Origin of the sequence: Rhodococcus wratislaviensis (assembly GCF_900455735.1) — a bacterium.
Classification (GTDB): domain Bacteria; phylum Actinomycetota; class Actinomycetes; order Mycobacteriales; family Mycobacteriaceae; genus Rhodococcus_F; species Rhodococcus_F wratislaviensis.
The window spans coordinates 101851-124848 of record NZ_UAUI01000025.1 but is presented as its reverse complement, the minus strand read 5'-3'; the positions used below and the strand labels follow the sequence as shown (position 1 = coordinate 124848).

General features: G+C 69.0%; 25 protein-coding genes. 6 read left to right on the top strand and 19 right to left on the bottom strand.

Going from position 1 to position 22998, the window contains the following annotated elements; all coding sequences use genetic code 11:
• Positions 1-29 precede the first annotated feature (29 nt).
• Genes tatA through DTA22_RS29305 form a run of 3 tightly spaced genes read right to left on the bottom strand, consistent with a single transcriptional unit; the run spans position 30 to position 2480 of the window.
• Positions 30-197, bottom strand: coding sequence for a Sec-independent protein translocase subunit TatA (gene tatA, locus DTA22_RS29315; protein WP_005252050.1), 168 nt, complete (start codon positions 195-197; stop codon positions 30-32).
• Positions 197-871, bottom strand: a complete 675-nt coding sequence (locus tag DTA22_RS29310) for a Rid family hydrolase (protein ID WP_112301787.1) — start codon at positions 869-871, stop codon at positions 197-199. Before DTA22_RS29310 ends, tatA begins: the two co-directional genes overlap by 1 nt.
• A gap of 28 nt (positions 872-899) precedes the next feature.
• Entirely contained in the window at positions 900-2480 is a 1581-nt protein-coding gene (locus tag DTA22_RS29305) for a flavin monoamine oxidase family protein (RefSeq protein WP_112301786.1), read from the bottom strand.
• 226 nt (positions 2481-2706) lie between these two features.
• Between DTA22_RS29305 and DTA22_RS29300 the strand changes: the two genes are divergently transcribed.
• Positions 2707-4221, top strand: coding sequence for an APC family permease (locus tag DTA22_RS29300; protein WP_037233436.1), 1515 nt, complete (start codon positions 2707-2709; stop codon positions 4219-4221).
• A complete protein-coding gene (locus DTA22_RS29295) occupies positions 4221-4964 on the top strand; it encodes an IclR family transcriptional regulator (protein WP_112301785.1) in 744 nt (247 codons plus the stop codon). The genes DTA22_RS29300 and DTA22_RS29295 overlap by 1 nt, the downstream gene beginning before the upstream one ends.
• Positions 4965-4973: 9 nt before the next feature.
• Here the strand turns inward: DTA22_RS29295 and DTA22_RS29290 are convergent, their stop codons facing one another.
• On the bottom strand, positions 4974-8225 hold the full coding sequence (locus tag DTA22_RS29290; RefSeq protein WP_112301912.1) for an AfsR/SARP family transcriptional regulator: 3252 nt from the start codon (positions 8223-8225) through the stop codon (positions 4974-4976).
• 76 nt (positions 8226-8301) lie between these two features.
• Between DTA22_RS29290 and DTA22_RS29285 the strand changes: the two genes are divergently transcribed.
• Complete coding sequence (locus tag DTA22_RS29285; protein ID WP_112301784.1) at positions 8302-9171, top strand: 1,4-dihydroxy-2-naphthoate polyprenyltransferase; 870 nt, start codon at positions 8302-8304, stop codon at positions 9169-9171.
• 13 nt (positions 9172-9184) lie between these two features.
• On the opposite strand, the gene DTA22_RS29280 is transcribed toward DTA22_RS29285, so the two are convergent.
• The 4 genes from DTA22_RS29280 to DTA22_RS29265 all read right to left on the bottom strand — a co-directional run bounded on the left by DTA22_RS29280 (position 9185) and on the right by DTA22_RS29265 (position 11232).
• Positions 9185-9565 carry a phage holin family protein gene (locus DTA22_RS29280; protein WP_037233424.1) on the bottom strand — a complete coding sequence of 127 codons (381 nt, stop codon included), beginning with the start codon at positions 9563-9565 and terminating at the stop codon, positions 9185-9187.
• Positions 9566-9625: 60 nt separating this feature from the next.
• Complete coding sequence (locus tag DTA22_RS29275; RefSeq protein ID WP_037233423.1) at positions 9626-10192, bottom strand: Clp protease N-terminal domain-containing protein; 567 nt, start codon at positions 10190-10192, stop codon at positions 9626-9628.
• Between the two features lie 6 nt (positions 10193-10198).
• Positions 10199-10414, bottom strand: a complete 216-nt coding sequence (locus DTA22_RS29270) for a hypothetical protein (protein ID WP_005258323.1) — start codon at positions 10412-10414, stop codon at positions 10199-10201.
• 65 nt (positions 10415-10479) lie between these two features.
• The gene (locus tag DTA22_RS29265) at positions 10480-11232 is read right to left on the bottom strand and encodes a lysophospholipid acyltransferase family protein (RefSeq protein WP_037233420.1); all 753 of its coding nucleotides are present in this window, start codon (positions 11230-11232) and stop codon (positions 10480-10482) included.
• A 127-nt stretch (positions 11233-11359) separates the two neighbouring features.
• On the opposite strand from DTA22_RS29265, the gene DTA22_RS29260 reads away from it, so the two are divergent.
• Positions 11360-11905, top strand: a complete 546-nt coding sequence (locus DTA22_RS29260) for a GNAT family N-acetyltransferase (RefSeq protein ID WP_112301783.1) — start codon at positions 11360-11362, stop codon at positions 11903-11905.
• On the opposite strand, the gene cds1 is transcribed toward DTA22_RS29260, so the two are convergent.
• A complete protein-coding gene (gene cds1, locus DTA22_RS29255) occupies positions 11893-13002 on the bottom strand; it encodes an L-cysteine desulfhydrase Cds1 (RefSeq protein WP_037233416.1) in 1110 nt (369 codons plus the stop codon). The two genes, DTA22_RS29260 and cds1, sit on opposite strands and share 13 nt — an antisense overlap.
• The gene (locus tag DTA22_RS29250; protein WP_037233414.1) at positions 12999-13376 is read right to left on the bottom strand and encodes a DUF4229 domain-containing protein; all 378 of its coding nucleotides are present in this window, start codon (positions 13374-13376) and stop codon (positions 12999-13001) included. The genes cds1 and DTA22_RS29250 overlap by 4 nt, the downstream gene beginning before the upstream one ends.
• Before the next feature lie 187 nt (positions 13377-13563).
• Between DTA22_RS29250 and DTA22_RS29245 the strand changes: the two genes are divergently transcribed.
• Entirely contained in the window at positions 13564-13791 is a 228-nt protein-coding gene (locus DTA22_RS29245; protein WP_037233625.1) for a BldC family transcriptional regulator, read from the top strand.
• 115 nt (positions 13792-13906) lie between these two features.
• A complete protein-coding gene (locus DTA22_RS29240) occupies positions 13907-14110 on the top strand; it encodes a hypothetical protein (RefSeq protein WP_037233412.1) in 204 nt (67 codons plus the stop codon).
• 47 nt (positions 14111-14157) lie between these two features.
• Here DTA22_RS29240 and DTA22_RS29235 read toward each other — a convergent pair whose 3' ends face one another.
• The 9 genes from DTA22_RS29235 to DTA22_RS29195 all read right to left on the bottom strand — a co-directional run bounded on the left by DTA22_RS29235 (position 14158) and on the right by DTA22_RS29195 (position 22966).
• Positions 14158-15414 (bottom strand): nucleotide-binding protein, encoded by a 1257-nt coding sequence (locus DTA22_RS29235; protein ID WP_112301782.1) that lies wholly within the window; start codon positions 15412-15414, stop codon positions 14158-14160.
• A 94-nt stretch (positions 15415-15508) separates the two neighbouring features.
• Positions 15509-16486, bottom strand: a complete 978-nt coding sequence (gene ccsB / locus DTA22_RS29230) for a c-type cytochrome biogenesis protein CcsB (protein WP_112301781.1) — start codon at positions 16484-16486, stop codon at positions 15509-15511.
• Positions 16483-18147: a cytochrome c biogenesis protein ResB gene (resB, locus tag DTA22_RS29225; RefSeq protein WP_112301780.1), complete on the bottom strand. Its 1665-nt coding sequence runs from the start codon at positions 18145-18147 to the stop codon at positions 16483-16485. The genes ccsB and resB overlap by 4 nt, the downstream gene beginning before the upstream one ends.
• Complete coding sequence (locus DTA22_RS29220) at positions 18144-18974, bottom strand: cytochrome c biogenesis CcdA family protein (RefSeq protein WP_037233399.1); 831 nt, start codon at positions 18972-18974, stop codon at positions 18144-18146. Before DTA22_RS29220 ends, resB begins: the two co-directional genes overlap by 4 nt.
• Entirely contained in the window at positions 18971-19570 is a 600-nt protein-coding gene (locus DTA22_RS29215; RefSeq protein WP_112301779.1) for a TlpA disulfide reductase family protein, read from the bottom strand. Before DTA22_RS29215 ends, DTA22_RS29220 begins: the two co-directional genes overlap by 4 nt.
• Entirely contained in the window at positions 19567-20226 is a 660-nt protein-coding gene (locus DTA22_RS29210; RefSeq protein ID WP_005566498.1) for a histidine phosphatase family protein, read from the bottom strand. The genes DTA22_RS29215 and DTA22_RS29210 overlap by 4 nt, the downstream gene beginning before the upstream one ends.
• Positions 20227-20305: 79 nt before the next feature.
• On the bottom strand, positions 20306-21631 hold the full coding sequence (gene hemL, locus DTA22_RS29205; RefSeq protein WP_112301778.1) for a glutamate-1-semialdehyde 2,1-aminomutase: 1326 nt from the start codon (positions 21629-21631) through the stop codon (positions 20306-20308).
• Positions 21632-21692: 61 nt separating this feature from the next.
• Positions 21693-22205 (bottom strand): VOC family protein, encoded by a 513-nt coding sequence (locus tag DTA22_RS29200; protein ID WP_112301777.1) that lies wholly within the window; start codon positions 22203-22205, stop codon positions 21693-21695.
• A complete protein-coding gene (locus DTA22_RS29195) occupies positions 22202-22966 on the bottom strand; it encodes an SDR family NAD(P)-dependent oxidoreductase (protein WP_112301776.1) in 765 nt (254 codons plus the stop codon). The genes DTA22_RS29200 and DTA22_RS29195 overlap by 4 nt, the downstream gene beginning before the upstream one ends.
• Positions 22967-22998: the final 32 nt, after the last annotated feature.

The window sequence follows — 22998 nt, the reverse complement described above, 5'->3', positions numbered from 1 at the left end:
TGGACGCGGGGTCCACCGGCTCGCTTCGCCTATTTCTCCAGTTCGGGGGCGTCCGCCTGCAATTCCCCCACCTCGGTCTTGAGGATCCGCATGGAGCGGCCCAGGCCGCGGGCGGCGTCCGGGAGTTTCTTCGACCCGAACAGCACCACGAGCACCACCGCGATGATCGCCCAGTGGCTCGGGCTCAGCGCCCCCACTACTGGGGCTCCTCACCGTCGGGGTACACGGCGTCCACCTCGACCTCGACGAGCCAGCCCGCGGCGGGCAGGCTTGCGACCTCGAGCGCGAACCGGCTGGGACGCGCGGAGTTCCGTTCCATCGGGGCGGCCGGTTCCGCGGTGCCGAGGGGGACCAGTTCGGTGTCGCCGATGTCGAGGTTGGTGTTCGCGAAGAACTGCCGGTAGGCGCGGTTCCAGCCGGCGTAGTCGGCGCGGTCGGTGCCGGGGGCGTTGTCGAGGAACACCCGCATGGTCACGACGTCCTCGAGTGTCAGGCCCTGTGCCTCGAGATTGTCGCGAATCCGCTTCAGCGCGTTGATGCCCTGCGCTTCGGTGATCGTGACTCCGGCCGGGAGTGCGCCGCCCGCGAACACGTCGGTGTCGATGTACGACTCGGGGGTGCCTTCGGGTGCGGCCTTGTTGGACGCGCCCGGGCCGATGCCACTCGACTTGTAGACGGCGGTGCCGCCACCGATCGCGACACCCTGCGCGATCATCGGATTCGCTTCCCCGGCTTCGAGAACGGACTTCGAGACGAAGGTGCTGCCGGGCGCCTCCGCTGCCGCCTCGTCGGAGGAGCACGACGTCGCCCCGGCGATCAGAGCGGATGCGGCGAGCGCGGCGGTCATGGCCTTGGTACGAAAAGACTTCACTGTTCGGGCTCCTTGTTCTTCGGGTGTGTCAGGCTTCCTGGGCCACGCGCTCGTGGATGTGGGTAACGACGTCGCGGGCGGACGTCAGGGCGCCGTGCTGCCAGGCGATGGCGTTGGACAGGTGGTCGCCGGCGAAGTAGATCTTGTCGACGGGTTCGAGGAGCTTCTCGTACTCGGGAGTGGCAGCCCCACCGTGCGAGCCGCCGCTGCCCGCCCAGTTCGCCCAGGCACTCTCGGAGTATTTGGTGCGACGCCAGCTACCCGAGAACGACGACGAGATGTCGCGGGTGTACTTCTCGCCGTGGATCTCCGAGCCCTCCGCGATCGCCTTGGCGAGCCGCTGGCGGTGGGTGAGGGACTCGAACGCCTCCTGCCGCTTGCCGCTGCTGTAGTAGGCGACGACCACGCCCCGATCGGAGTTGTAGTGGTCGTACGGGAACATGATCTGCGAGATGTCCTTGTCGGTGTTGGATGCGCCGCCGTAGATGCGGTCCTCCGTCTCCCACCACCGGCGCGAGTACTCGATGCCGAGCTTGCCGGACGACGACGGCTTGGCCCCCTTCAGCGCGGTGAGCACGTCGGCGGGCAGATTGTGCTGCAGTCGCCCGACGAGGTGCGGCGGGATCGTGCAGATCGCGTAGTCGGCGGTGATCGACGTCTTCGAGCCGCCTGCGGTGTACTCGACGGTGACGCCCTCGGACACGTTCTTCATCGACGTGACCTCGGCGCCGAAGACGATGTTGTCGGTGCCGATCCTGTCCTGGAACGCGTAGTAGATCCGGTCCATGCCGCCGACCGGGGTGAACATCATCATCGCCTGGTCGTAACCGAAGTCGAAGCTGAAGTTTCGGCCGATGCCGCTGCGGATCACTTCCTGCATCGCGAACGGCTTCTTCTCGGTGCCGAAGTTCAGGCCGGCTCCGGGCTCGGAATCGTAACCTCGACGCGAGGAACCCAGGTAGCGGCCGTCGTCGGACAGGTCACCGAAGTCGCTGAGGAACTCCGACAGCGCGTCCTTGTCCTCCCGGGTCAGCACCTGGTCCAGGGCGCCCTGATCGGTGGCCTTCTTCAGCAGCTCCGACATGTAGCCGAACGTGTCGGCCTTCGCGGCCCGGTAGGTGACGGACTGGCCGGACAGCGACGTGTCGCTCGCGTAGTTCACGAACGTGTTCGCGTTCTGGTTCCCGAAGCCCTGGATCTCGACGCCGAGTTCGCGGCAGTAGTCGAGCGTGATGTGGCTCTGCGGGATGCGGGTGGCGCCGACGTTGTAGAAGTGGCCCTCCGAGAACGTGCACTTCTGCGTCTCACCGTTCAGGTCCGTCTCCTCGGTGCCGGCCCGGGCGGTCCAGACCCGGCCACCGGGCCGGGTGCGGGCCTCGAGGACCGTCACCTTGTACCCGGCCTTCTGCAGTTCGAACGCCGAACACAGACCGGCTGGGCCGCCGCCGAGCACGACCACGGAGTGGCTGCCCTTCACCTTGCCGATCAGGTCGCCGGCCGCGAGTGGCTGGAAGGCGCGGGCGGGCGCGGCGGTCGACGGTGCGAGCCCGAGCGTCGACATCGCACCGTACGCGAGTCCTGCGCCTCCGGTGGCCCCGAGGCCCTTCATGAAAGATCTACGTGTGAATGCCAATTCGCGCTCCCATTCTTGCGCCCGGCGACCCGGGTAACTTGTCCGGATTCATCCTGGGAGGGACGCGAGTCGGGAAGTTGTCGGCGGCGAAACAGTCTGAGGCCGGCGAGCGAGAACGGGCGCGTGCCGTTCTCACTCCCGAGTCGGAGTTCGACCCGAAACCGAAACTTTTCGGCAACACGACCCAGCTAGTTTCACGCGCATGTCAGCCCTTTCCGACGCCATCGCGCGTTCGTTCGCCACCGGCGAGCCCGAACGTCAGGCCCTGTCGCCGTTGCGCGCGCTGGGCCGGCGGCAGTTGTCGGGCTTCGAGGTTCTCGCCCAGTCGGTGGCCACGACGGCTCCGGCGGTGTCGATGGTGGTCCTGCCCGTCACCATGTTCACCCACCAGATGCTGCTGAGCGGTCTGATCACGATCGTCGTCGCGACGGTGGTGGTCTCCCTGATCGCGGTGTGCGTCTCGCAGTTCACGCGACGTATGGCGGCCGCGGGCGGGCTCTACAGTTTCGTGTTCCAGGGCCTCGGCACGCGTGCCGCGCTGACCGCCGGGGTCGCCATGCTGACCAAGTACGTGGGCAGTGCGGTGATGACGCTGTACCACGGTGGCCAGGCCGTGATCGCGACGCTCGGCTTCTTCGGGCTGGAATTGCGCGAACCCGCCGAACGTCTCCTCGTGTACGCCGGGATCGCGATCGTGATCCTCGGCTGCCTGGTCCGCGGAGTGCGGTTCGCGGCCCTCGCCATCCTCGCCGTCGAATCGTGCTCGTTGCTGTTCATCGTCGGTCTGATGATCGTGACCGGCGCCGGCGGCCAGCACGCCGCGGTGCCACCGTCCGATTCCGCGTACGGGCCGCTGCTCATGACGCTGGCCGCGGTGTTCGCCCTTGCCGGCTTCGAGAGCGCCACGTTCTTCGGGCCGGAGGCCAAGCGCCCGCTCGCCACCGTCACCCGCACCGTGATGCTCACGCCGATGATCTGCGGCGCTCTGTTCATATTCTCGGCGTGGGCCGCCTGGTCCGGTCGCACGGACACCCTGGTCAACGCGTACCTGCACGGCACCTCCACCGGGGTCGACCCGGCCGTGGTGATCGCCCTGAACCTCGGGTTGGGCACGTCGTGGCTGGCGTCGGCGATGGCGTCGTCGAATGCCGCGTCGCGCCTGCTGTATTCGATGGGGATCGAACGAGTCGTGCCGCGTCTGTTCGCCCGGGTGCACCGCAGCTACCGCACCCCGTACGCGGCGCTGGCGGTTATCGTGTGCGCCGTGTGCGCCGGTGCCGCGACGTTCGGCATCGTCGGCAAGTCGACCGGATTCGGTCACGTGCAGTTGATCGCCAGGACCGCGGTGGTCGCGGCGTACGTGCTGGTGGCCGTGGCGTCGGTGCGGTTCCTCAGCCGGATCGGGGAGCACACCCCGCTCGTACGGGTGGCGGGAGTCGCGGGCAGCGCCGCCGGCGGAATCGTCCTGGCCTACATGCTGTTCGTGAACATGGCCCACGGCTTCGCGATGGTCCCCACCGTGGTGCTGACCCTGTTGCTGTCGGGTTCGGCGTGGCAGCTGTACCTGCGATGGCGCCACCCGGCGAGCCTGCGGTCGATGGGTGTGTTCGACACCGCGGAAACGGACGACGTGCTGCCGGGAGCCGGGGTGTTCGCCACGGACGCCGCCGGAAACCTCGCGTTGACGGCGGCTGGACGTACATCCGGGTCCCGGTGATGGGCGCCCGAGCCGGGGAGATCGCGGGCCACGAACCACGCGCCGTGCAGAAGGCACTCGCTTTACTCGAGGCCGTGGCTCAACTCGGGTCCGGGGCGACCGCGCGAGACATCGCCGCGCACGCGGGGATCCCCCAGGCCACGGCGTACCGGCTGCTCAATCTCCTGACCGCCGACGGCTATCTGGTGCGGATCGCCGATCTGTCCGGGTTCGCGCTGGGCCGCAGGACAAGGCAGCTCGCGGGGGCGGATGCGGCGCCGGACCCGGTCGACCAACACGCAGTGCTCGAGGAACTGCGCGAGCAGGTCCGGTTCGGGATCCATCTGGCGTCGTTCGCGGGCGGCCGGGTGCGACTGATCGACCGGGACCCCGACCACGAACTCAGCGGCGAGAACACCATCGCCGCGCAGCTGCACGCGTCCGCCATCGGCAAGATCCTCCTCGCGTCCCGTCCGGACCTCGTGCCGCCGAGTCTGCGCCAGGTCACGTCGCGGACCATCACCGACATCGCCGCGCTGCAGGGCGAACTCGACACCGTCCGTCACGTGGGCTCGGCCCGAGAGGTCGACGAGGTGCGGGTGGGCCGCAGCGCCGTCGCCGTCCCGGTGCACGATGCGCAGAACGCGGTGGTCGGTTGTCTTGCGGCGATCGGCAAGACCGGACGCCTGGCCGTCGACGATCCGGAACTCACCGACCTTCTGCGCTCGTGCGCGGCCCGGGTGAGCGGCCGGGTCCCCGCCTGAGGCCGGCGCTCACCTCGAACTGGCGAGCAGGTCCAGGATTTCGGCGCGCACCGCGCGGCGCGACCAGTTGCCGAATCGTTTCTGCGCCGACTCCCAGTGGTCCTCGCCCACCCGGTCGAGCGCGAACGCGACGTGCCCGGGGTGTCGCAGCGACGCGATGTCCTGCCGGGCGCGCGCTTTCACCGACAACGCCAGCAGGGCGAGGCCCCGCTCCTGATCGCCGTGCGCGAGCTCGAAGCACCCCACACCGGCCGCGACGGCCCCGGTGACCGGCAGATCCTGATAGGCACCCTGCCCCAGCCTCGACAGCGCTGCCTCCGCGAGCTTCGGCACGAACTCCACCATCATCTCGGACCGGCCGTGCAGCACGTGAGCGCACACCACCGACGCCGCCAGCATCATTCCGAACGGATCGGCGTACGGCTCGGACAGCATCCGGGGATACACCATGTCCAGCGCCTCACGGTAGCGGGCGAGCCCGCGTTCGACGTCGCCGTCCGCGAGATCGATTTCCGCGAGGCTGCCGGTGGCGGCGGCACGCCATTCGTCCGGCTGGTGGTCGTCCGTCCCGGTGCCCGCACCGCGATGCTCGAGTACCGTCTCGGCCAGCACTTTCCGGCCGGCATCCACGTCACCGTCGGCGATCAGCGCGGAGGCCTGGAAGCCCCACAGCTGATCCGCCTCCTCCTGCGCACCCAGCTTCCGCATGCCCTCGACGGCGTCCTGATAGTGCCGCACCGCGTCCCGGTACTCGCCGGACTGGCTCTGTAGTGAGCCGAGGAACTGCGACGCCATCGCTGTGCCCCACACGTCACCGATCGCCCCGCACAGTTCGGACACGGTCGCGGCATCCTTCATCGCGCCGCGGAAGTCGCCGAGGTTCTCCCGCATGCTGGCCCGCGCGGACAGCGCGGCCGCGCGGGTCTCCGGATCCTCCGAGCGCACGCCTTCCGCGACGATCCTGGCCAGGCGCCGTCCCGAACCCAGCGACAGGATGAGCCGGACCGCGAACCCGGTGACCGACGGAAGGTCGGGGCGTTCCCGGAGCAGGTGACGCAGCCGGATCCGGGCACGGGCGAGCGTGCGTGTCTGGCCACCGAAGACCAGGTGCATCGCCGCGAGCAGGAACGTGTACGCCACCAGTTCCGAACCGACGTCCGTCAGGTCCGCGTCCGCCGTCGACCCGAGAATCCGCGGGGTCCAGTTCATCACCTCCGAGTGCGCGCCCCGAATGGCCCACAGGCCGCCCAGCACCGGGAACACGGTCGCCACCGTCTCGGCGTCGTCGCGCTCGACCGCCCACCGGAGGACCGCGAGCAGGTTGTCGTGGTCGGCGTCGATGTCGTCCGCGAGCGCGACCTGGTCGGCGCGGCACCGGCGGAGCGCCTCGGACGCGAACCGACTGGCCCAGACCCCTTGGCGAGCAAACACTTCCGATCCCTCGCCGGCCGCCGCGAGCTGTTCCTCGCCGTATTCGCGCACCGTCTCGAGCATGTAGTAGCGCAGCGTGTCCGAAGTCTCCGACACGGACAGCAGGGATTGGTTGACGAGACCCTCGACAGCGTCCACGACGTCGTCGACGCCGTCCCACTCCGCGATCGTCCGGGCGGCGTCGAGGGTGAACCCCGCAGGGAACCGGCAGAGTCTGCGCAGCGCGATCTGCTGTTGCTCGCCCAGAAGCTGCCAGCTCCAGTCGATGACGGCGTGCAGCGTGCGGTGCCGCTCGGGCGAAGTCGGGTCGTGCGACCGCAGCAGCGCGAACCGGTGCTCGAGCCGTCGGCCGATGTCCTCGACGCTCATGCTGCGTACCCGGGCGGCGGCCAGTTCGATCGCGAGCGGGAGACCGTCGAGGGTGCGGCAAACGCTGCGTACCGTCTCCGGGTCGAGGCGCGCGGTGGGCCGCACGGCGCGGGCCCGCGCCGTGAACAGTCGGACGGCGGGCGCGTCGTCGTCGTCGATCGCGAGCGGCGGCAGCGGGTACACGGCCTCGGACGCGAGCATGAGAGGTGACCGGCTGGTGGCGAGGACGGTCAGCTGGTCGCCTGCGGCCACCAGGTCGGCCACGACCTCGGAGCAGGCGCCGATGACGTGCTCACAGTTGTCGAGGATCAGGAGCATCGGCCCTGCCGACAACGCTTCCCGGAGCCGTTCCCGCGCCGAATGGACGCGGCTGACGGTGAGCCGGCCCGGCGCGATGTCGACCTCGCTGAGCCCGAGCGTGCTGCTGATCGCCGCCACGACGTCCTCACTGCTGCGCAGCGACGCGAGTTCCACCAGAGCCACGGATGTCCCTGCGGCGGCGCGCGCACCCAGTTCGTGTGCGATTCGCGTCTTGCCGGCACCGCCGGGCCCGAGGACGGTTACCACCCGCGAGGACGTGAGCAACCTCTCGATCTCCGTGATGTCCGAGTCGCGTCCCAGGAGGGCGTTGGGTGCCGCGCGGAGCCCGATCGCCGCCCGATCCGGCGACGCGAGGTGCCGAGCCGCTACCCCGTCGGAACGTCCGCCCCGCAGGATCTCGGTGTGCAGGGCGACGAGCGCCTGCGACGGATCGGCCCCCAGCCGGGACACCATCCGCTTGCGGAAGGTCGCGAACACGTCCAGCGCCTCGTTGTCCCGCCCGAGCCCGGCGAGAGCCCGCATCAGGTGCGCGTGCGCTTGCTCGTCCAGAGGTTCGGCGGCGACGTGGGCCAGCGCCTTCGGGAGGGCGGCGTCCCAGTCTTCGACCGCAACCAGCGCCGCCAGTTCCGCGGCCTCGAGCTTCCCCCGGATCACTGCGGCATCGGCGGCGAGTTCCGTTGCGGCGGCACCGCCGGGAAGGTCGGCACCGGGGTCGCCGCGCCACAGCGCGAGGGCGTCGCGGATCTCGTCCGGCCCGACGCTGCGACCGTTCCCCCGGCCCCTCAGCCGGCGTGCCACGTCCTCCGCGCGCGTCAGATCGACGGCATCCCTGGGTACCGTCAGCCGGTAACCGGCCGGGCCGATCTCCAGCGCCCCGTCCGGCAACGCCGCGCGCAGACGGGAGACCTGCGTGTGCAGCGCGTTCATCGGGGACCGCGGGGGATCCTCGCCCCACACCTCGTCGATGAGGGCCTGCGCCGACCGGCTCCGGCCGGGATCGCGGGCGAGAGCAACCAGCAGGCTGCGCGCGCGGGTGCCGGGCAGCGGCGCGAGCACGCCCGACCGCCACGTCGATACCTCACCCAGCAAGGCGACCTGGATCGGTGTGCTTGCGGGTGCCACCGTCTCGTCCACGCTCATGTGCTGGTCCACCGCGTTCGATGGTATTGCACGGCGTGGGTGCGGGCGTCTTCTCGCTCGGTGCAAAGATCGGTACATGGCAACGGCTGCTCAATGGATCGAAGGCGCTCGTCCGCGCACCCTCCCGAACGCGATCGCCCCGGTGCTCGTGGGCACCGGCGCCGCGGCGTCGCTCGGCGGCGCGGTGTGGTGGAAGGCAGTGTTGGCACTGGTGGTCTCTCTCGCGTTGATCGTGGGCGTCAATTTCGCCAACGACTACTCGGACGGGATCCGGGGCACCGACGACGAGCGGGTGGGGCCGCTGCGGCTCGTCGGGTCGAAGCTGGTGAAACCGTCGGCGGTGAAGGCTGCGGCCATCGCCTGCTTCGGCGTCGCCGCGGTGGCCGGTCTGGTCCTCGCCGTCACCACCGCCTGGTGGCTCGTGCTGATCGGCGCCCTGTGCATCGTGGGGGCCTGGTTCTACACGGGCGGCAAGAAGCCGTACGGGTACAGCGGCTTCGGCGAGGTCGCCGTCTTCGTGTTCTTCGGTCTCGTCGCCGTGCTGGGCACCCAGTACGTGCAGGCCGAGACGGTGGATTGGGCCGGCCTCGTGTCCGCGATCGCCGTCGGTTCGTTCTCGAGCGCGGTTCTCGTCGCCAACAATCTGAGGGACATTCCGACCGACACCGAATCCGGCAAGCGGACGCTCGCCGTCCGGCTCGGTGACTCGCGTACCCGCATCCTGCATCTCGTCACGCTGACGGTCCCGTTCGTGGTGACTCTCGTCCTGGTGCTGCGCACTCCCTGGTCGCTCGTCGGGCTGCTCGCCCTGCCTCTCGCGGTTCGGGCGAACGCGCCGGTCCGCTCCGGCGGCCTGGGCCTCGCACTGATTCCCGCGCTTCGGGATTCGGGGCTGGCGATGCTGGTCTGGGGCGCCGCCACCGCCGTGGCCCTGTCGGCCGCCTGAGCGCCCCGCCGGGTCAGTCGCCGTCCGGGAGGAGGATGCCGAGGACGAAGTTGACGATCGAGATGATCAGGCCTCCCCACAGGGCCGTCCAGAAGCCGTCGACGGTCAGTCCGTAATCGGTCTGGGAGCTCAACCATGCGGTGAGCAGCAACATCAGGGCGTTGATCACCAGGGTGAACAGGCCGAGCGTCAGGATCAACAAGGGCAGCGACAGCAACTTCACGAGTGGTTTGACGAAGATGTTGACGACGGTGAACACCAGCGCGATGCCGAGCAGCACCACGATGTCCCATCCGGTTCCGTTGCCCGAACTGGAGATGTCGATGCCCGACACCCAGGCTGCCGCCAGCCAGATCGCGAACGCGTTGATGACGAGGCGTACCAAGAAGGTCATGGGTGCATGCTGGCACATCGTTCGGACAAACGGGAACCGGATAACGCGGGACCGGGATGGTCAGGCCGCGCGGTCGTCGAGTGCCGCGTGCACGCGACGGCGGAGTTCGCCGACACCGACCTGAACCTCGAGGATCTCCCGCGTCGTGCCGTCGGCCACTCGCAGCACTCCGAGGAAGATGTGCTCGGCGCCGATATGATCGTCCTTGCGCGCCAGCGCCTCCCGAAGTGACAGTTCGATCGCCTTCTTCGCGTCGCGGGTGAACCCGATGTGCCCCGACTTCCGGCCGAACCAGCCGCGCTTCTCCGACGGCTCTTCGGGGTCGAGGACGCCCTTGCCAAAATTCTGCTCGAGGCTCTGCCGCACCGCGTCGAGGTCGATCCCGATCGATTCGAGCGCTTCGGCGTCGGCGTCGCTCAAGGCCGTGCCGCGCGTCGCGACGGTCGATCGCGACTTCTCCTCCTCGATGCCGGCGTCGGCGAGGATGCCGTGGACGGGTTCGGTTTCCACGGACAGCAGCGCGAGTACGAGGTGTTCGGGCCCGATCTGCGGCGACTTCAGTGCGCGCGCTTCCTGTTGCGCGCCGATCACCACGGCCCGGGCGTCCGTCGAGAATCGTTCGAACATGCGCCGTTACCTCCCTCTCCGATTGTGCTTCTGATGGACGGCCTGCCTGCTCACCTCGAGGGAGTCGGCGATCGCCTGCCAGGACCAGCCCTGGGCGCGGGCGTTGGCGACCTGGATGGCCTCGAGCCGTTCGAGGAGACGCCGCAGCGCACGCACGGCCCGCAACCCCTCGGCGGGGTCGGGGCTGCCCGCCGCTGCGGCGAGCGTGGTTGCTTCGGTCATGCATGTCAATTTAGGTTGACACCCATCAGGTGTCAACCCTTCTTGACAGATTTCCGGGGCGGCCGTCAGTACGCCGCGACCGCCCCGTCGACGGCGATCTGCAGGTCCTTCTGCACGACGTGGGCGATGTCCATCGGTTTCGCCGGGAGGTCGAACAGTGGCTCTCCGACGAAGACGCTGGCCGACTTCACGTTCTCCGTATCGGGCCCGTGGGCGTCCGGCCCGTAGCTGATGCCGATGGACAGCAGCACGGGTGAGACTCCGCGATCCGCCGCACGTTTCGCGATGTGACCGATGCCGCTGTTGATGTGCTGCAGGCGGGTCGGGTCGTCCTCGTTGCACGTGCCCTCGGGGAAGATCGCCAGGTTGTCACCGCGGCACACCCGTTCGGCGGAGATGTCCATCATGAGCCGGCCCGCGTCGGCGACCGCCCGGAGACCGTAGTTCTTGCTGCGGAACACCGGGATACCGCCCATCATGTCGACCTTCTTGTGCAGGTCGGGATCGACGAACAGTTCGTCCTTCGCGAGCACCCGGGTGCGTCCGATCGCGCGGCGCAGCGGCGTCTTCCAGGCCGTGGCCGCGAGCGTGTACTGATCACTGTGGGTGATGTGATTGGCGGCGACGATCAGCACCCTGCCGGACTTCACCAGCCCGGCCAGCTGCGCCTTCGCATCGTCCGCGTACGTGATCCGCGGCCGGTACTTCGCATACAGCGACGCGTACGCCAGCATGGCGAGCATCCGATTCTGCTGATGGTCGCGGTAGTACGCGTACACCGCTTCGTAGTTCTCGAGAGTTACCTCGGGCTTGTCCATGCTCGTCCCCGCTCCGTCGTCCTATCGCCAGGCTACCAACCTACGGTTGCGTAGCCTACGGTGGAGTAAGTTTACGGAAAGTGCAGGGAAACTGTGCGAACAGCACGATTTCGGGTACAAAAGACCTGTGATCCGCCCGGCCATTTCCACCGACCTGCCCGTTCTGCAAGACATCGAAATCGCGGCGGGTGCGCCGTTTCGTGACATCGGAATGGACGCCGTCGCCGACGATCCCCCGTTCACACTCGACGAGCTGACCGAATACCTCCAGCTGGAATGCATTTGGGTCGCGGTCGACGCAGACGACGCCCCGGTCGCATACGCACTCGTCGCCGTGGTCGACGGGGCCGCCCACATCGAGCAGGTGTCGGTCCACCCCGGCCACGCCCGCCAGGGGCTCGGCGCCCTGCTCCTCGACGAGATCTCGTCGTGGGCGGCCGTCCGCGGACTGCCCGCCCTCACCCTCACCACGTTCGTCGACGTCCCGTGGAACGCCCCCTATTACGAGCGGCTGGGTTTCCGCCCGCTGCCGGAGGACGCCCTGACCCCGGGCCTGTCACGCATCCGCGCCGACGAGGCCCGGCACGGCCTCGCCGCGTGGCCGCGGGTCACGATGTCCCGCCCGGTGACGGCGCCGGCGCGGACCGCCGCGACCGCGCCTCAGCCGGGCTGACCGGGCCACTCCCCGGTCGCCGCGAAGCGGTCGAGCACCGCGGCCGGACCGGTGAGGTCGATGCCCTCCCCGGCCACCCAGTCGTCGTCGAAGTAGGTGTCCGCGTAGCGTTCGCCGCCGTCGCACAGGATCGTGACCACACTGCCGGACCGTCCGGCCGCGAGCATCTCGGCGACGACGGTGAACGCACCCCACAGGTTCGTGCCCGTGGAACCGCCGACCCGGCGGCCCAGCACCGCACTGGCGTGCCGAGCCGTCGCGATGGACGCGGCGTCGGGCACCCGCATCATCCGGTCGATGACCTGCCCGACGAACGACGGCTCCACCCGCGGCCTGCCGATGCCCTCGATGCGCGAGGGCATCCCCGTCGCGTAGTCGCAGGAGTTGGTGTCGTAGCCGCCGAAGAACGCCGAGTTCTCCGGATCGACCACGAGCAGACGGGTGGCGTGCCTGCGGTAGCGGATGTACCGGCCCAGCGTCGCGCTCGTGCCGCCGGTCCCGGCGCTCATGACGAGCCACTCCGGCACCGGATGCTCTTCACGAATCATCTGGTGGTAGATCGACTCGGCGATGTTGTTGTTGCCCCGCCAGTCGGTGGCCCGCTCCGCGTGCGTGAACTGGTCCATGAAGTGACCGCCCGTTTCCGCGGCGAGCCGTCGGGCCTCGCTGTAGATCTCCGGCGGCCGGTCGATGAAGTGGCAGCGACCGCCCTGCGCCTCGATGAGGGCGATCTTCGCGCCGCTCGTGCTGCGCGGCATGACGGCGACGAAGTCGAGGCCGAGCATCTTCGCGAAGTACGCCTCGCTGACGGCAGTGGACCCCGAGGACGCCTCGATGACCGTCGTCCCCTCGGTGATCCATCCGTTGCAGATCGCGTAGAGGAACAGCGACCGGGCCAGCCGATGCTTGAGGCTGCCCGTGATGTGGGTCGACTCGTCCTTCAGGTAGAGCTGCACACCCCATTCGACGGGCAGCGGGTACCGCAGCAGGTGCGTGTCGGCGCTGCGCTGCGCGTCGGCGTCGATGAGGCGGACGGCGTTGTCCACCCAGTCACGCGGAAAGCTCCGGTCGATGACGACGCAGTCGCCGTCCGTCACCGGGCCGTGCCCTCACCGCGGAGCCGGGCACGCAGGTCGGCCTGGTCGGCGCGACGCTGCGCGTCGAACGCGGCGATCCCCTCGTTGACCCGGCGGCGGAGTTTCGCGAACAGCAGCAGCGACAGCGGGAGTGCGATGAGGACCGCGAAGATGGCCGCGACGAGCAGCGGCACGGCGACTCCGACGAGTGCGGCCACCCCGAGGATGATGGCGCCGATGACGACGACCAGCAGCAGCCGGGCGATCGAATAGATCGCGACGTCGCGCGCCAGCTGCCCCTTGGTCACCCGCCCGTCCTGCTTGGCCGGTGCGCTCGAATCGGCAGCACCGGGGCGCTCGACCTGGTCTTCTGGCTTCTCGGATGACTCACTCACGCCCCCAGGTTACCCATCGTCGAGGCCGCTCCTCACACGTCCGACTTATCCGATTTGTCTATTACCTCCCCTTTACCAACATTAGATCGTTCGAGTACCCGGGGTGCCAGATGCCACGATGACCGAGATCAGTCGCAACAGCGGCCGGCTTCAGCACAGACCAGTCGAAAGCAGTGGAGGACCGTCGATGAGCGCACCCACCTACAACGGATCCGGATTCAGCGGATCCAACGAAGCCCTCATGACCCCGGGCCAGGTGGCTGCCCTGTTCCATGTCGACCCGAAGACAGTGACGCGATGGGCGCACGCGGGCCGGCTCGGATCGCTGCGCACCCCGGGCGGACACCGCCGCTTCCGCGAGGCCGAGGTCATGCAACTGCTCCGCTCCCTCACGACGGAAGCAGGCCGACCGTAAGGCTGACCGCGACCACACTGCCCGGACGCCACCCGGCCGGGTAGGTGCCCTCTGCCGCCGACGCGGCTACGCTCAGGGATACCGGCTACCCTCGAGCGGTGTAAGGAGGTGCGCGGTGATCTATCTGTTGGCACTCATCGGGCTCGTGACAGTGGCGGTCCTGCTCTGGAAGGCGTTCGGCCCGAACACCAGACCCGTGCTCAGCAATCGGGTGCAGGGACCCGACGACGATCCGGATTTCCTCTGGAAGGTCGACCGGGAGACCCGTCGGAAGAAGTCCGACGAACCCGATACCGGTCCGGCGGACCCCGCCGGATGAGCCGAAACCGGGGTGCCGGTCGATCCGGCGCCCGCGGTGTCATCGCCTCAGCGACGATCCTGTAGCGCGAAACTGGACGCCGGGAAGTCCGACGCCACCGCGGCAGCCAGTTCGAGAAGAGCGTTGCGCGTCTTCGGACGCAGCCGCTCCAGTTCGATCTCGGCGCCCTCCTCGAGGTGCGGATCGAACGGAATCAGCCGGACCAGGCGGCACCGCTGCTCGAAATGCTCGACGACCTTCGGCAGATCCACCTTGCCCGACCGTGGTCGCACCGCGTTGACGACGGCCACCGACCGGGACACCAGTTCGCGGTATCCGTGGGCGTCGAGCCAGTCGAGGGTCGCGGAGGCGCTGCGGGCGCCGTCGACGGACCCCGAACTGACCACCACGAGCGCGTCGGCCTCTTCGAGGATGGTCTGCATGGCGGAATGCATCAGTCCGGTGCCGCAGTCGGTGAGGACGATGCTGTAGAACTTCTCGAGCATCGTGACGGTCCGCGAGTAGTCGTCCGCGCTGAACGCCTCCGACACCGCCGGGTCGCTGTCGGACGCGAGCACCTCGAGCCGGTGCCGGCTCTGCGACGTGTAACTGCGGACGTCGCTGTACTTTTCGATGCTCTGCTCGTCGCGCAGCAGGTTGCGCACCGTGGCGGGGGTCTCGAGGGGAATCTTCTGACTCAGCGTGCCCCGGTCGGGGTTGGCGTCGACGGCGATCACGCGGTCACCGCGCAGTGACGCGAACGTGGAGCCGAGCGTCGCGGTGGTGGTGGTCTTGCCCACTCCGCCCTTGAGGCTCAGCAGCGCGATCTTGTAGCAACCCTGCAGCGGCTGGTTGACCTGCTTGGTCAGCTCGATCCGACGCTGTTCCTTCGCACTGTTGCCGACGTTGATGTACCGGCCGGACAGTTGGTACAGCGCCTTGCGCCACCCCGTGGTGGGGGCCGGCTTGACCTGCTTGAGGAGCAGCGACGTCGACAGGTCACGCGCCGACACCGCGTACTGCTGGTCGGCATTCGTGTTGTGCGGGCGGGGATGCTGGGGTGCGTGCTGGACCGGCGCCTGCTGCGGCGGAGTGAACGCTCCCGGCGCGGGAGTCTGCTGCGGGGCCGGGGCCGGCGTCTGCGGCCGCGCGGGTGCGGCGGAGGGGGCCTGGACCCCGGGCTGCGCGAACGGGTTGGGACCCTGCGGCTGAACGTACGGGGCCTGCCGCGCGGCGTTCCACGCGGCAGCCGAGGCGTGGTCGTCCGCGGGCGGATTCGATGCAGGCCGTACCGGCTCCCACAAGCCGGCGTTGTTTTCGGACATGGCTGAACATCCCCCTCGTGAAGTCTCCATCGTCCCCACCGAATCACACCGGTCGGAGACGTCGCGGCGGAAGGATATCAGTCGGCGACTACCGTCAGTTGAGGCCCGCGTACGAGTGCAATCCCGACACCACCATGTTGATGATGAACAGGTTGAACAGCATCGCGACGAAGCCCGCCACGTTGATCCATGCGGCCTTGGTGTCGCGCCAGCCCGACGTCGCGCGGGCATGGAGGTAGGCGGCGTAGATCACCCAGGCGATGAACGACACCGTCTCCTTGGGGTCCCAGCCCCAGAATCGGCCCCAGGCGGCCTCGGCCCAGATGGCGCCGAGGATGACGCCCGCGCCGAACAGCGGGAACCCGATGATGGTGGTCTTGTACGCCAGCCGGTCCAGGGTCTGCGCGTCGGGCAGCCGCTCCGCGATCCGCGCGAACACGCCCGTTCCCTCCTCGCCGTGCGGGTACCGCATGCGCAGCAGGAACAGCAGGCTCGCGATGCCCGACACCAGGAACACACCGGAACCGACGCTCACGATGGTGACGTGGATGGGCAGCCAGTACGACCGCAGCGCGGGCACCACGGGCGCCGCGTCCGCGTACAGCACGGTGGCGGCGAGGAACATCAGGATCAGGACGGGGACGAGCAGGAACACCCACATCGACCGGTACGCCGGCTTCGACAGAAGCGCGAGACCGACGACGAGTGCGGCCGCGCAGGCCATGGTCACGAACTCGTACATGTTGCCGAGCGGGAACCGCTCGGTGGCGAAACCGCGCAGCACAATCGACGCGAAGATCAGTACCGTGCCGACGACGAGCACGGCAGCGCCCATGCCGCCGAAGCGCTCGGACATGGGCTTCTTCGGCTGTTCGACCACTCGGCCGGGAGCCGACGGCGCCTCGGCCGGACGGGCGCCGGAGCCTGCCGACACGAGTTCCCGGTCCTGCACGGCCTGCGCCCGGGTGGACGCGTACTGCACGATGAGCAGCACGAGTGCCAGCACCAGCACGGTGAAGGCTGATCGGAAGGCCCAGTCGCTGTACTGCGCCAGTGTCTCGTTGGTCGTCATCGTTGGCTCTCCTGCGCGTCAGGCTTCGTGTCGTCCGTGAGCAGACGGGTGCAGAGTCGGCCGAACTCGTCGCCCCAGCCGGCCTGATCGGTCCGGGCGAGTCCACCAAGCTCTACTACAGTACGTCGTGGGTCAAGATCGGAAGCGTCCGCGGGGTAGATGCGGGCCCAGACGCGGCGACGCTTGACCAGCAGCGAGACGAGCAGTCCGGCCATCATCGTCAGCGCCGACAGCAGCACCCACTGCTGCGCCGGGTCGTGCGACACCTGCAGGTTCACGAAGTCCACGGCACCGTCGAACCGCACCTGGGTGCCGTCGGCCAGCGTCGAACTCTCCCCCGGTTTCAGATTCACCCGGTCCTGCTTCACGAGCCGGCCCTGGTTGATCAATTCGGTGTTGAGCGAGAACAGCGACTGCGGATTGCCCGTGTCGAGGCCGGTGTCGCCCTTGTAGATGTCGATCGCGACGGCCGGGTCGTTCATGGCCGGGTAGCTCGACGCCAGCAGATTGCCGTGCAACAGCGCGGTCGGCGCGAACAGTCCCTCGATCGCGATCTGGTTCTTCCGGCGCTCGTCGGTGTCGGTGTACATGCCGCCGGGCGGGTCGAACCGCATCGCGCCGCTGCTGAGGAACGTCGTCGCGTCGTCGGGCCGCCACTGCAGCGTCTCGGTGCGGGTTTCCCCGTTCGGGAACGTGACGGTGAACGTCGGTGCGTACCCGTGCCCCTGCAGGTAGACGCGGTCACCCTCGACGCGCAGCGGGTGGTTGACCTGCAACTGCCCGTCCCGCCACGTGTTCGTCTCGAGGTCGTCACCGGCCTGGTAGGCGATGTTGGACGTGAACATCTCGGCCTGACCGCTGTCGAGGTAGTCGGCCGCGAAGTCCTTGACCTTGACGCACAGCGGTGTCATGCCGGTGCCGTCCTGCGTGTTGCCCGCCTTGAACGAGTCGAAGACCGCGGGCGACGTGGTGCAGAAGCCGGGACCGTTGTTGGCGACCACGATGACGTTGCCCTCGTAGCCGAACAGCTTGCCGACGGCGATCGCGACGAGCAACGCGACGAGCGACAAGTGGAAGACCAGGTTGCCGAGTTCGCGGAAGTAGCCCTTCTCCGCGGAGATGGTGATCTCGCCGTCATGCGCGGCGCGCTCCCCGCCCTCGCGCGTCTCGACCCGCCACCCCTTCAGGTGGGCGCGAATGCGGGCGGCGAGTTCCTCCGGCGTCTCGTCGACGCGGTCCTCGTGATGGTGCGGCAGTCGCGCGAGATTCCGCGGCGCAGGCACCGGACGGGTGCGCAGCGCCTTCGCGTGGTCGACGCAGCGCGGCAGGATGCAGCCGACGAGGGAGATGAACAGCAGGACGTAGATCGCGGTGAACCAGAAGCTGCCGAACACGTCGAACAGCTCGAGTTTGTCCATCCACGGACCGAGGGTCGGCCGGTTCGAGATGTACTCGTCGACCTTGCCCGCGTTGAGGCTGCGCTGCGGGAGCAGGGCGCCGGGAATGGCCGCGAGGGCCAGCAGGAACAGCAGCACCAGCGCCGTGCGCATCGACGTCAGGCCGCGCCAGGTGTTGCGGACGACCGCGAACGCGCGACCCGGCAGCGATTGGCGGGGCACCGGCGCGGCTTCCGGGGCCTCGGGGGTCTGGGTGTCGCTCATATCGGCAGAGTCACTTCCGAGATAAAGGCGTCGCGAACCCAGCCGACGAACTGGTCCCACGCGCCGGTGACGAGGGCGATGCCCACGGCCACCAGCATGATTCCGCCGAAGATTTGAATGGTGCGCGCGTTGCGGCGCAGCCAGCCGACACCGCGCAGCGCGCGGGACGAGCCGAGCGCCAGGATCACGAACGGCAACCCGAGGCCGAGGCAGTACGCGACGATCAGGGCCACTCCGCGGGCGGCGGTGGCACCGTCGGTGCCTGCGGCCAGGGAGATGACACCCGCCAGGGTCGGGCCGAGGCACGGGGTCCAGCCCAGTGCGAACACGGCACCGAGCAGCGGGGCCCCGGCCAGGCTGGAGATGCGGCGCGGCTCGAGCCTCGTGTCCCGCTGCAGGGCCGGGATCAGGCCGATGAACACCAGGCCCATGGCGATGGTCACCACCCCGCCGACCCGCATCAGGATGTCGCGGTTGATCGCGAGGGCCGAGATGGCGCCGAACACCGACGCGGTGGCCAGCACGAACACCACGGTGAAACCGGCGACGAACAGGGCCGCGGCGCCCGCGACCCGCAGCCGTCCGTCGGCGACCGTCTTCGTGCGGGTGGCCGCCTCCTCCGCGGTGACGGCCGGGGCGTCCGCACCGACCACACCCGCGAGGTAGGACAGGTATCCGGGAACGAGGGGCACGACGCACGGCGATGCGAACGACACCAGACCGGCGAGGACGCACGCGCCGAGCGCGAGCAGCAGCGGCCCGGATGCCGCGGTGGACTGGAAGGCGTCGCCGACGCCGCCGGCGAGAAGGGTGGTGCTGGTGCTCACGATTCCTGCGCCACCCGTTCGACCACCGGCTTCAGGTCCTCGGCGAGCAGTTCCTTGAGGAACACGGCGGCCACGCGGTGTTCCCGGTCGAGCACGATCGTGGTGGGGATGACGCTCGTGGGGTAGTTCTGCCCCAGCGCGATCATCGTCCGCATGGCGGGGTCGTAGATCGACGGATACGACACCTTGTTGTCGATCACGAAGTCCTGCGCCTTGTCCTGCTGGTTGTCCCGCACGTTGATCCCGAGGAACGACACTCCCTGATCCTTGGTTTCCTCGTGCACCTGCTCGAGGTCGTTCGCCTCACCCCGGCACGGGCCGCACCACTGCCCCCACACGTTGAGGACCACCACCTGCCCCGCGAAATCGTCGAGCGAGGTGGTCTTGCCCTCGGTCATCAGGTCGGGTCCGGACACCGTGCCGATGGTGCCGCGGTCGGCAGGCGGGTCGTAGAAGATCTCCGTCTGCCCGCCCGGCGACACGAAGTCGAACGTGCCGCCCTGAGCCACGGCGTCGTCGCCGGACGCACACGCCGACAGCGACACCGCGGCCGTACAGATCACCGCGAGAAGCCCGGCGAAGCGCCCCCGACTCATGCCCCGGTCACCCTCGGATCCGACGCGCCCGCGGGCTCCGAGTACACGATGTCGATGAGGGTGTCGCCCTCGTAGACGAGGGAGGTCAGCGACGCGAGACCGCACTGACGGTGCCGCGGGTCGTGCCACAGCCGCTCCCCCTGCAGGAACCGGCGGAGGGTCCAGACGGGGAGTTGGTGGCTGACGACGACGGCCTCGTGGCCCACCGCCGACACGCGGGCGCTGTTGACGGCGGCCAGCATGCGGTGCGCGATCTGCAGGTACGGCTCGCCCCAGGACGGTGTGAACGGGTCGCGCAGTTTCCACCAGTGCCGGGGCCGGGACAGCGCGCCGTCGCCGACGGACACCTTGAGGCCCTCGAATTCGTTGCCCGCCTCGATGAGGTTCTCGTCGGTCGCGATCTCGACGCCGTGCGCGTCGGCGATCGGAACCGCCGTCTCCTGCGCCCGCTGCAGCGGCGAGGACACCACGTGCGTGATGTCGTGCTTGGCCAGCACCGACGCCACCGCGCGGGCCTGCGCCTCACCCGTCACCGACAGCCGGAACCCGGGGAGCCTGCCGTAGAGGATTCCGCGCGGGTTGTGCACCTCGCCGTGCCGGAGCACGTGCACGATGGTGCGGGTCTGTGTGTGGTCGGGATGATCGGCTTCGGTCACGTTGGGGTTCCTCGGGTCGGGACGGGAGGTCGGGTGGGTGTCGGCGGCGGGGCTACCGGCCGCGAGGGGGGACGACACGTCAGGGCTGGACGGCCGCGGCGGCGGCCTTCGCGGCGTGCGGCAGGGCGTCGGCGATGATCGAGAACGCTCTGTCGTCCATAGCGGCGGAGACGAACCACGCCTCGAACGCGCTCGGCGGCGGGTACACCCCGCGCGAGAGCAGTCCGTGGAAGAACGCCGGGAAACGCCAGGTCTGGGCGGCCTTGGCCTCGGCGTAGTTGGTCACCGGGTCCTCGCTGAAGAACACACTGAGCATCGTGCCCGCGGTCTGCACCCGGTGCGGCACGCTCTCGGCGGTCAGCGCGTCGGACAGCAGGGTCCGCAGGGTGGCGCTGTTGCGCTCGAGTGCGTCGTACACGCCCTGGTCCGCGGCGCGCAGGCTGGCGAGCCCGGCTGCGACGGCGACGGGGTTCCCGGACAGGGTGCCTGCCTGGTAGACGGGTCCGGCCGGGGCGAGGTGTGCCATGACGTCGGCGCGGCCACCGAATGCGGCGGCGGGCAGACCACCGCTCATCACCTTGCCGAACGTGTAGAGGTCACCGGCGACGCGGTCGAGTCCGAACCAGCCGGCGGAGCTGACGCGGAATCCGGTCATCACCTCGTCCATGATGAGCAGCGCGCCGTTGTCGCTGGTCAGCTTCCGCAGGCCCTCGTTGAATCCGGGCAGCGGCGCCACGGCGCCCATGTTGCCCGCGGCGGCCTCGGTGATGACGCACGCGATCTGACCCTCGTTCGCGGCGAAGGCCTGGGCGACGGCGTCGAGGTCGTTGTACGGGACGACGATGGTGTCCTCGGCCTGCGCGCCCGTCACGCCGGGCGATGTCGGGAGGCCGAACGTGGCGAGTCCCGAGCCGGCGTCGGCCAGCAGCGCGTCGACGTGTCCGTGGTAGCAGCCGGAGAACTTGAGGACCTTGGTTCGGCCGGTGAATCCGCGGGCGAGGCGGACGGCGCTCATGGTGGCTTCGGTGCCGGAGTTGACCAGGCGCACCTTCTCCACCGGCGCGACCCGGCCGACGATCTCCTCGGCCAGTTCGATCTCGCCTTCGGTGGGCGCGCCGAACGACAGGCCGGTGGCGGCCGCCTTCTGCACGGCCTCGACGACGGCGGGGTGCGCGTGCCCGAGGATCATCGGCCCCCAGGAGCAGATGAGGTCGACGTAGTCGTTGCCGTCGACGTCGGTGAGCGTGTAACCGGACGCTTCCCTGATGAACCGCGGGGTGCCGCCGACCGAGTGGAAGGCCCGCACCGGGGAGTTGACGCCGCCGGGAATGACCAGATCAGCCCTTTCGAAGAGCTGGGCGGAGCGGGATGCGTGCACGTCGGGGTCACCGGAGGAAACAGTCACGGCCTCCAGTGTCCCAGTTCTGTCGAATTTGCCAACGACAGGGTGTAGTGGGTGGCCAGGATCACTCTGCCCGATCGGTCGCGCCGGGCGATTCGGGGACGAGCGAGGCGAACATCGCCCGCATCTCCTCGGACAGTTTCATCAGTTCCACGTATCCGCCGAGCGGGCCGCCCTCGAGGTACGCGAACTCCATCCCGACGCCCTCGAACCGGCCCCGCTGCACCACCGGCAGTCCCCGGCGCCCGGCCTCGGCGAGGGTGGCCTCGAAGTCTTCGGGAACCCAGGCCACGTGATGGACGCCGGGACCGCTCGTCTCCAGCTGTTCCGTATAGAGGTTGCGTCCCGACACCGGTTGGATCAGTTCCAACTGCTGTCCGCCGGCATATCCGAGCGACACGTGGACCACGTAGTCGGCGGGCTGCCCGCGGTACGTGCAGTGCTCGGGTCCGAAGTGCACGCCCGGGAGCCGCAACCATCGCGCGACGCCCAGCTGTTCCGTGAAGTACCGCTCCGCCGACTCGATGTCGTCGACGACCCAGCAGATCTGGAGAATCGGGCCTTCGACGAGACTCATGCCATCTTCCCGTTGTCCACCGAGTACACGGCTCCGTGGATGGCGGAGGCGTCGTCGGATGCGAGGAAGGCCACCGTCTTCGCCACGTCCTCGGGTTCCATCAGCCCTCGCGGGGAGGCCGACTTCATGACCAGATCGAAATCGACACCGTCGGGGAACGCGAAATTCGTGACCTGCGGCGTCATCATCCCGCCCGGGCAGACGGCGTTGACCCGGAGCGGTGTGCCGGTGAACTCGAGCGCCATCGCGCGGGTGAGGCCGACCAGTCCGTGCTTGGCGGCGCAGTAGCCGGCCGAGTACGCCTGCCCCTCCAGCCCGGCGACCGACGCGACGTTGACGATGTTGCCTCCGCGTTCGAGCAGATGCGGCAGTGCTGCCCGCGACAGGTAGAACGGCCCGTTCAGGTTCACGGCGAGGTCACGTGCCCAGTCGTCGTCCGTGACGTCCGCGGTGTGCCGGAGGGTGTGCGAACCGGCGACGTTGATCAGGACGTCGAGACCGCCGAGCCCGGAGACGCAGGCTGCCACGGCCGCGCTGCACGCGTCCGGCGACGCGACGTCCGCCGGCGCACAGTGTGCCGCCGCCTCCGGTCCGGCGATGTCGATCATGGCCTGCCGCAGCGCATCCCCGTCCCGAGCGACCCCGAAGACGCGAGCTCCCCGGTCGGTGAGGAGCCGAGCTACGGCCCGTCCGAGCCCCGAGGATGCTCCGGTGACGAGAGCGACTTTCCCTGCGAACGTTCCCCGACCCGTGTCATCCATCAGTCGATGATGCACTGCGTGCCGGTCGGAGG

Coding starts and splice junctions, on each gene's coding strand:
- DTA22_RS29305 (WP_112301786.1), bottom strand. CDS start 2,480: ATGAAGGGCCTCGGGGCCACCGGAGGCGCAGGACTCGCGTACGGTGCG.
- DTA22_RS29300 (WP_037233436.1), top strand. CDS start 2,707: ATGTCAGCCCTTTCCGACGCCATCGCGCGTTCGTTCGCCACCGGCGAG.
- DTA22_RS29295 (WP_112301785.1), top strand. CDS start 4,221: ATGGGCGCCCGAGCCGGGGAGATCGCGGGCCACGAACCACGCGCCGTG.
- DTA22_RS29290 (WP_112301912.1), bottom strand. CDS start 8,225: ATGAGCGTGGACGAGACGGTGGCACCCGCAAGCACACCGATCCAGGTC.
- DTA22_RS29285 (WP_112301784.1), top strand. CDS start 8,302: ATGGCAACGGCTGCTCAATGGATCGAAGGCGCTCGTCCGCGCACCCTC.
- DTA22_RS29280 (WP_037233424.1), bottom strand. CDS start 9,565: ATGACCTTCTTGGTACGCCTCGTCATCAACGCGTTCGCGATCTGGCTG.
- DTA22_RS29275 (WP_037233423.1), bottom strand. CDS start 10,192: ATGTTCGAACGATTCTCGACGGACGCCCGGGCCGTGGTGATCGGCGCG.
- DTA22_RS29270 (WP_005258323.1), bottom strand. CDS start 10,414: ATGACCGAAGCAACCACGCTCGCCGCAGCGGCGGGCAGCCCCGACCCC.
- DTA22_RS29265 (WP_037233420.1), bottom strand. CDS start 11,232: ATGGACAAGCCCGAGGTAACTCTCGAGAACTACGAAGCGGTGTACGCG.
- DTA22_RS29245 (WP_037233625.1), top strand. CDS start 13,564: ATGAGCGCACCCACCTACAACGGATCCGGATTCAGCGGATCCAACGAA.
- DTA22_RS29235 (WP_112301782.1), bottom strand. CDS start 15,414: ATGTCCGAAAACAACGCCGGCTTGTGGGAGCCGGTACGGCCTGCATCG.
- ccsB (WP_112301781.1), bottom strand. CDS start 16,486: ATGACGACCAACGAGACACTGGCGCAGTACAGCGACTGGGCCTTCCGA.
- resB (WP_112301780.1), bottom strand. CDS start 18,147: ATGAGCGACACCCAGACCCCCGAGGCCCCGGAAGCCGCGCCGGTGCCC.
- DTA22_RS29215 (WP_112301779.1), bottom strand. CDS start 19,570: ATGAGTCGGGGGCGCTTCGCCGGGCTTCTCGCGGTGATCTGTACGGCC.
- DTA22_RS29200 (WP_112301777.1), bottom strand. CDS start 22,205: ATGAGTCTCGTCGAAGGCCCGATTCTCCAGATCTGCTGGGTCGTCGAC.
- DTA22_RS29195 (WP_112301776.1), bottom strand. CDS start 22,966: ATGGATGACACGGGTCGGGGAACGTTCGCAGGGAAAGTCGCTCTCGTC.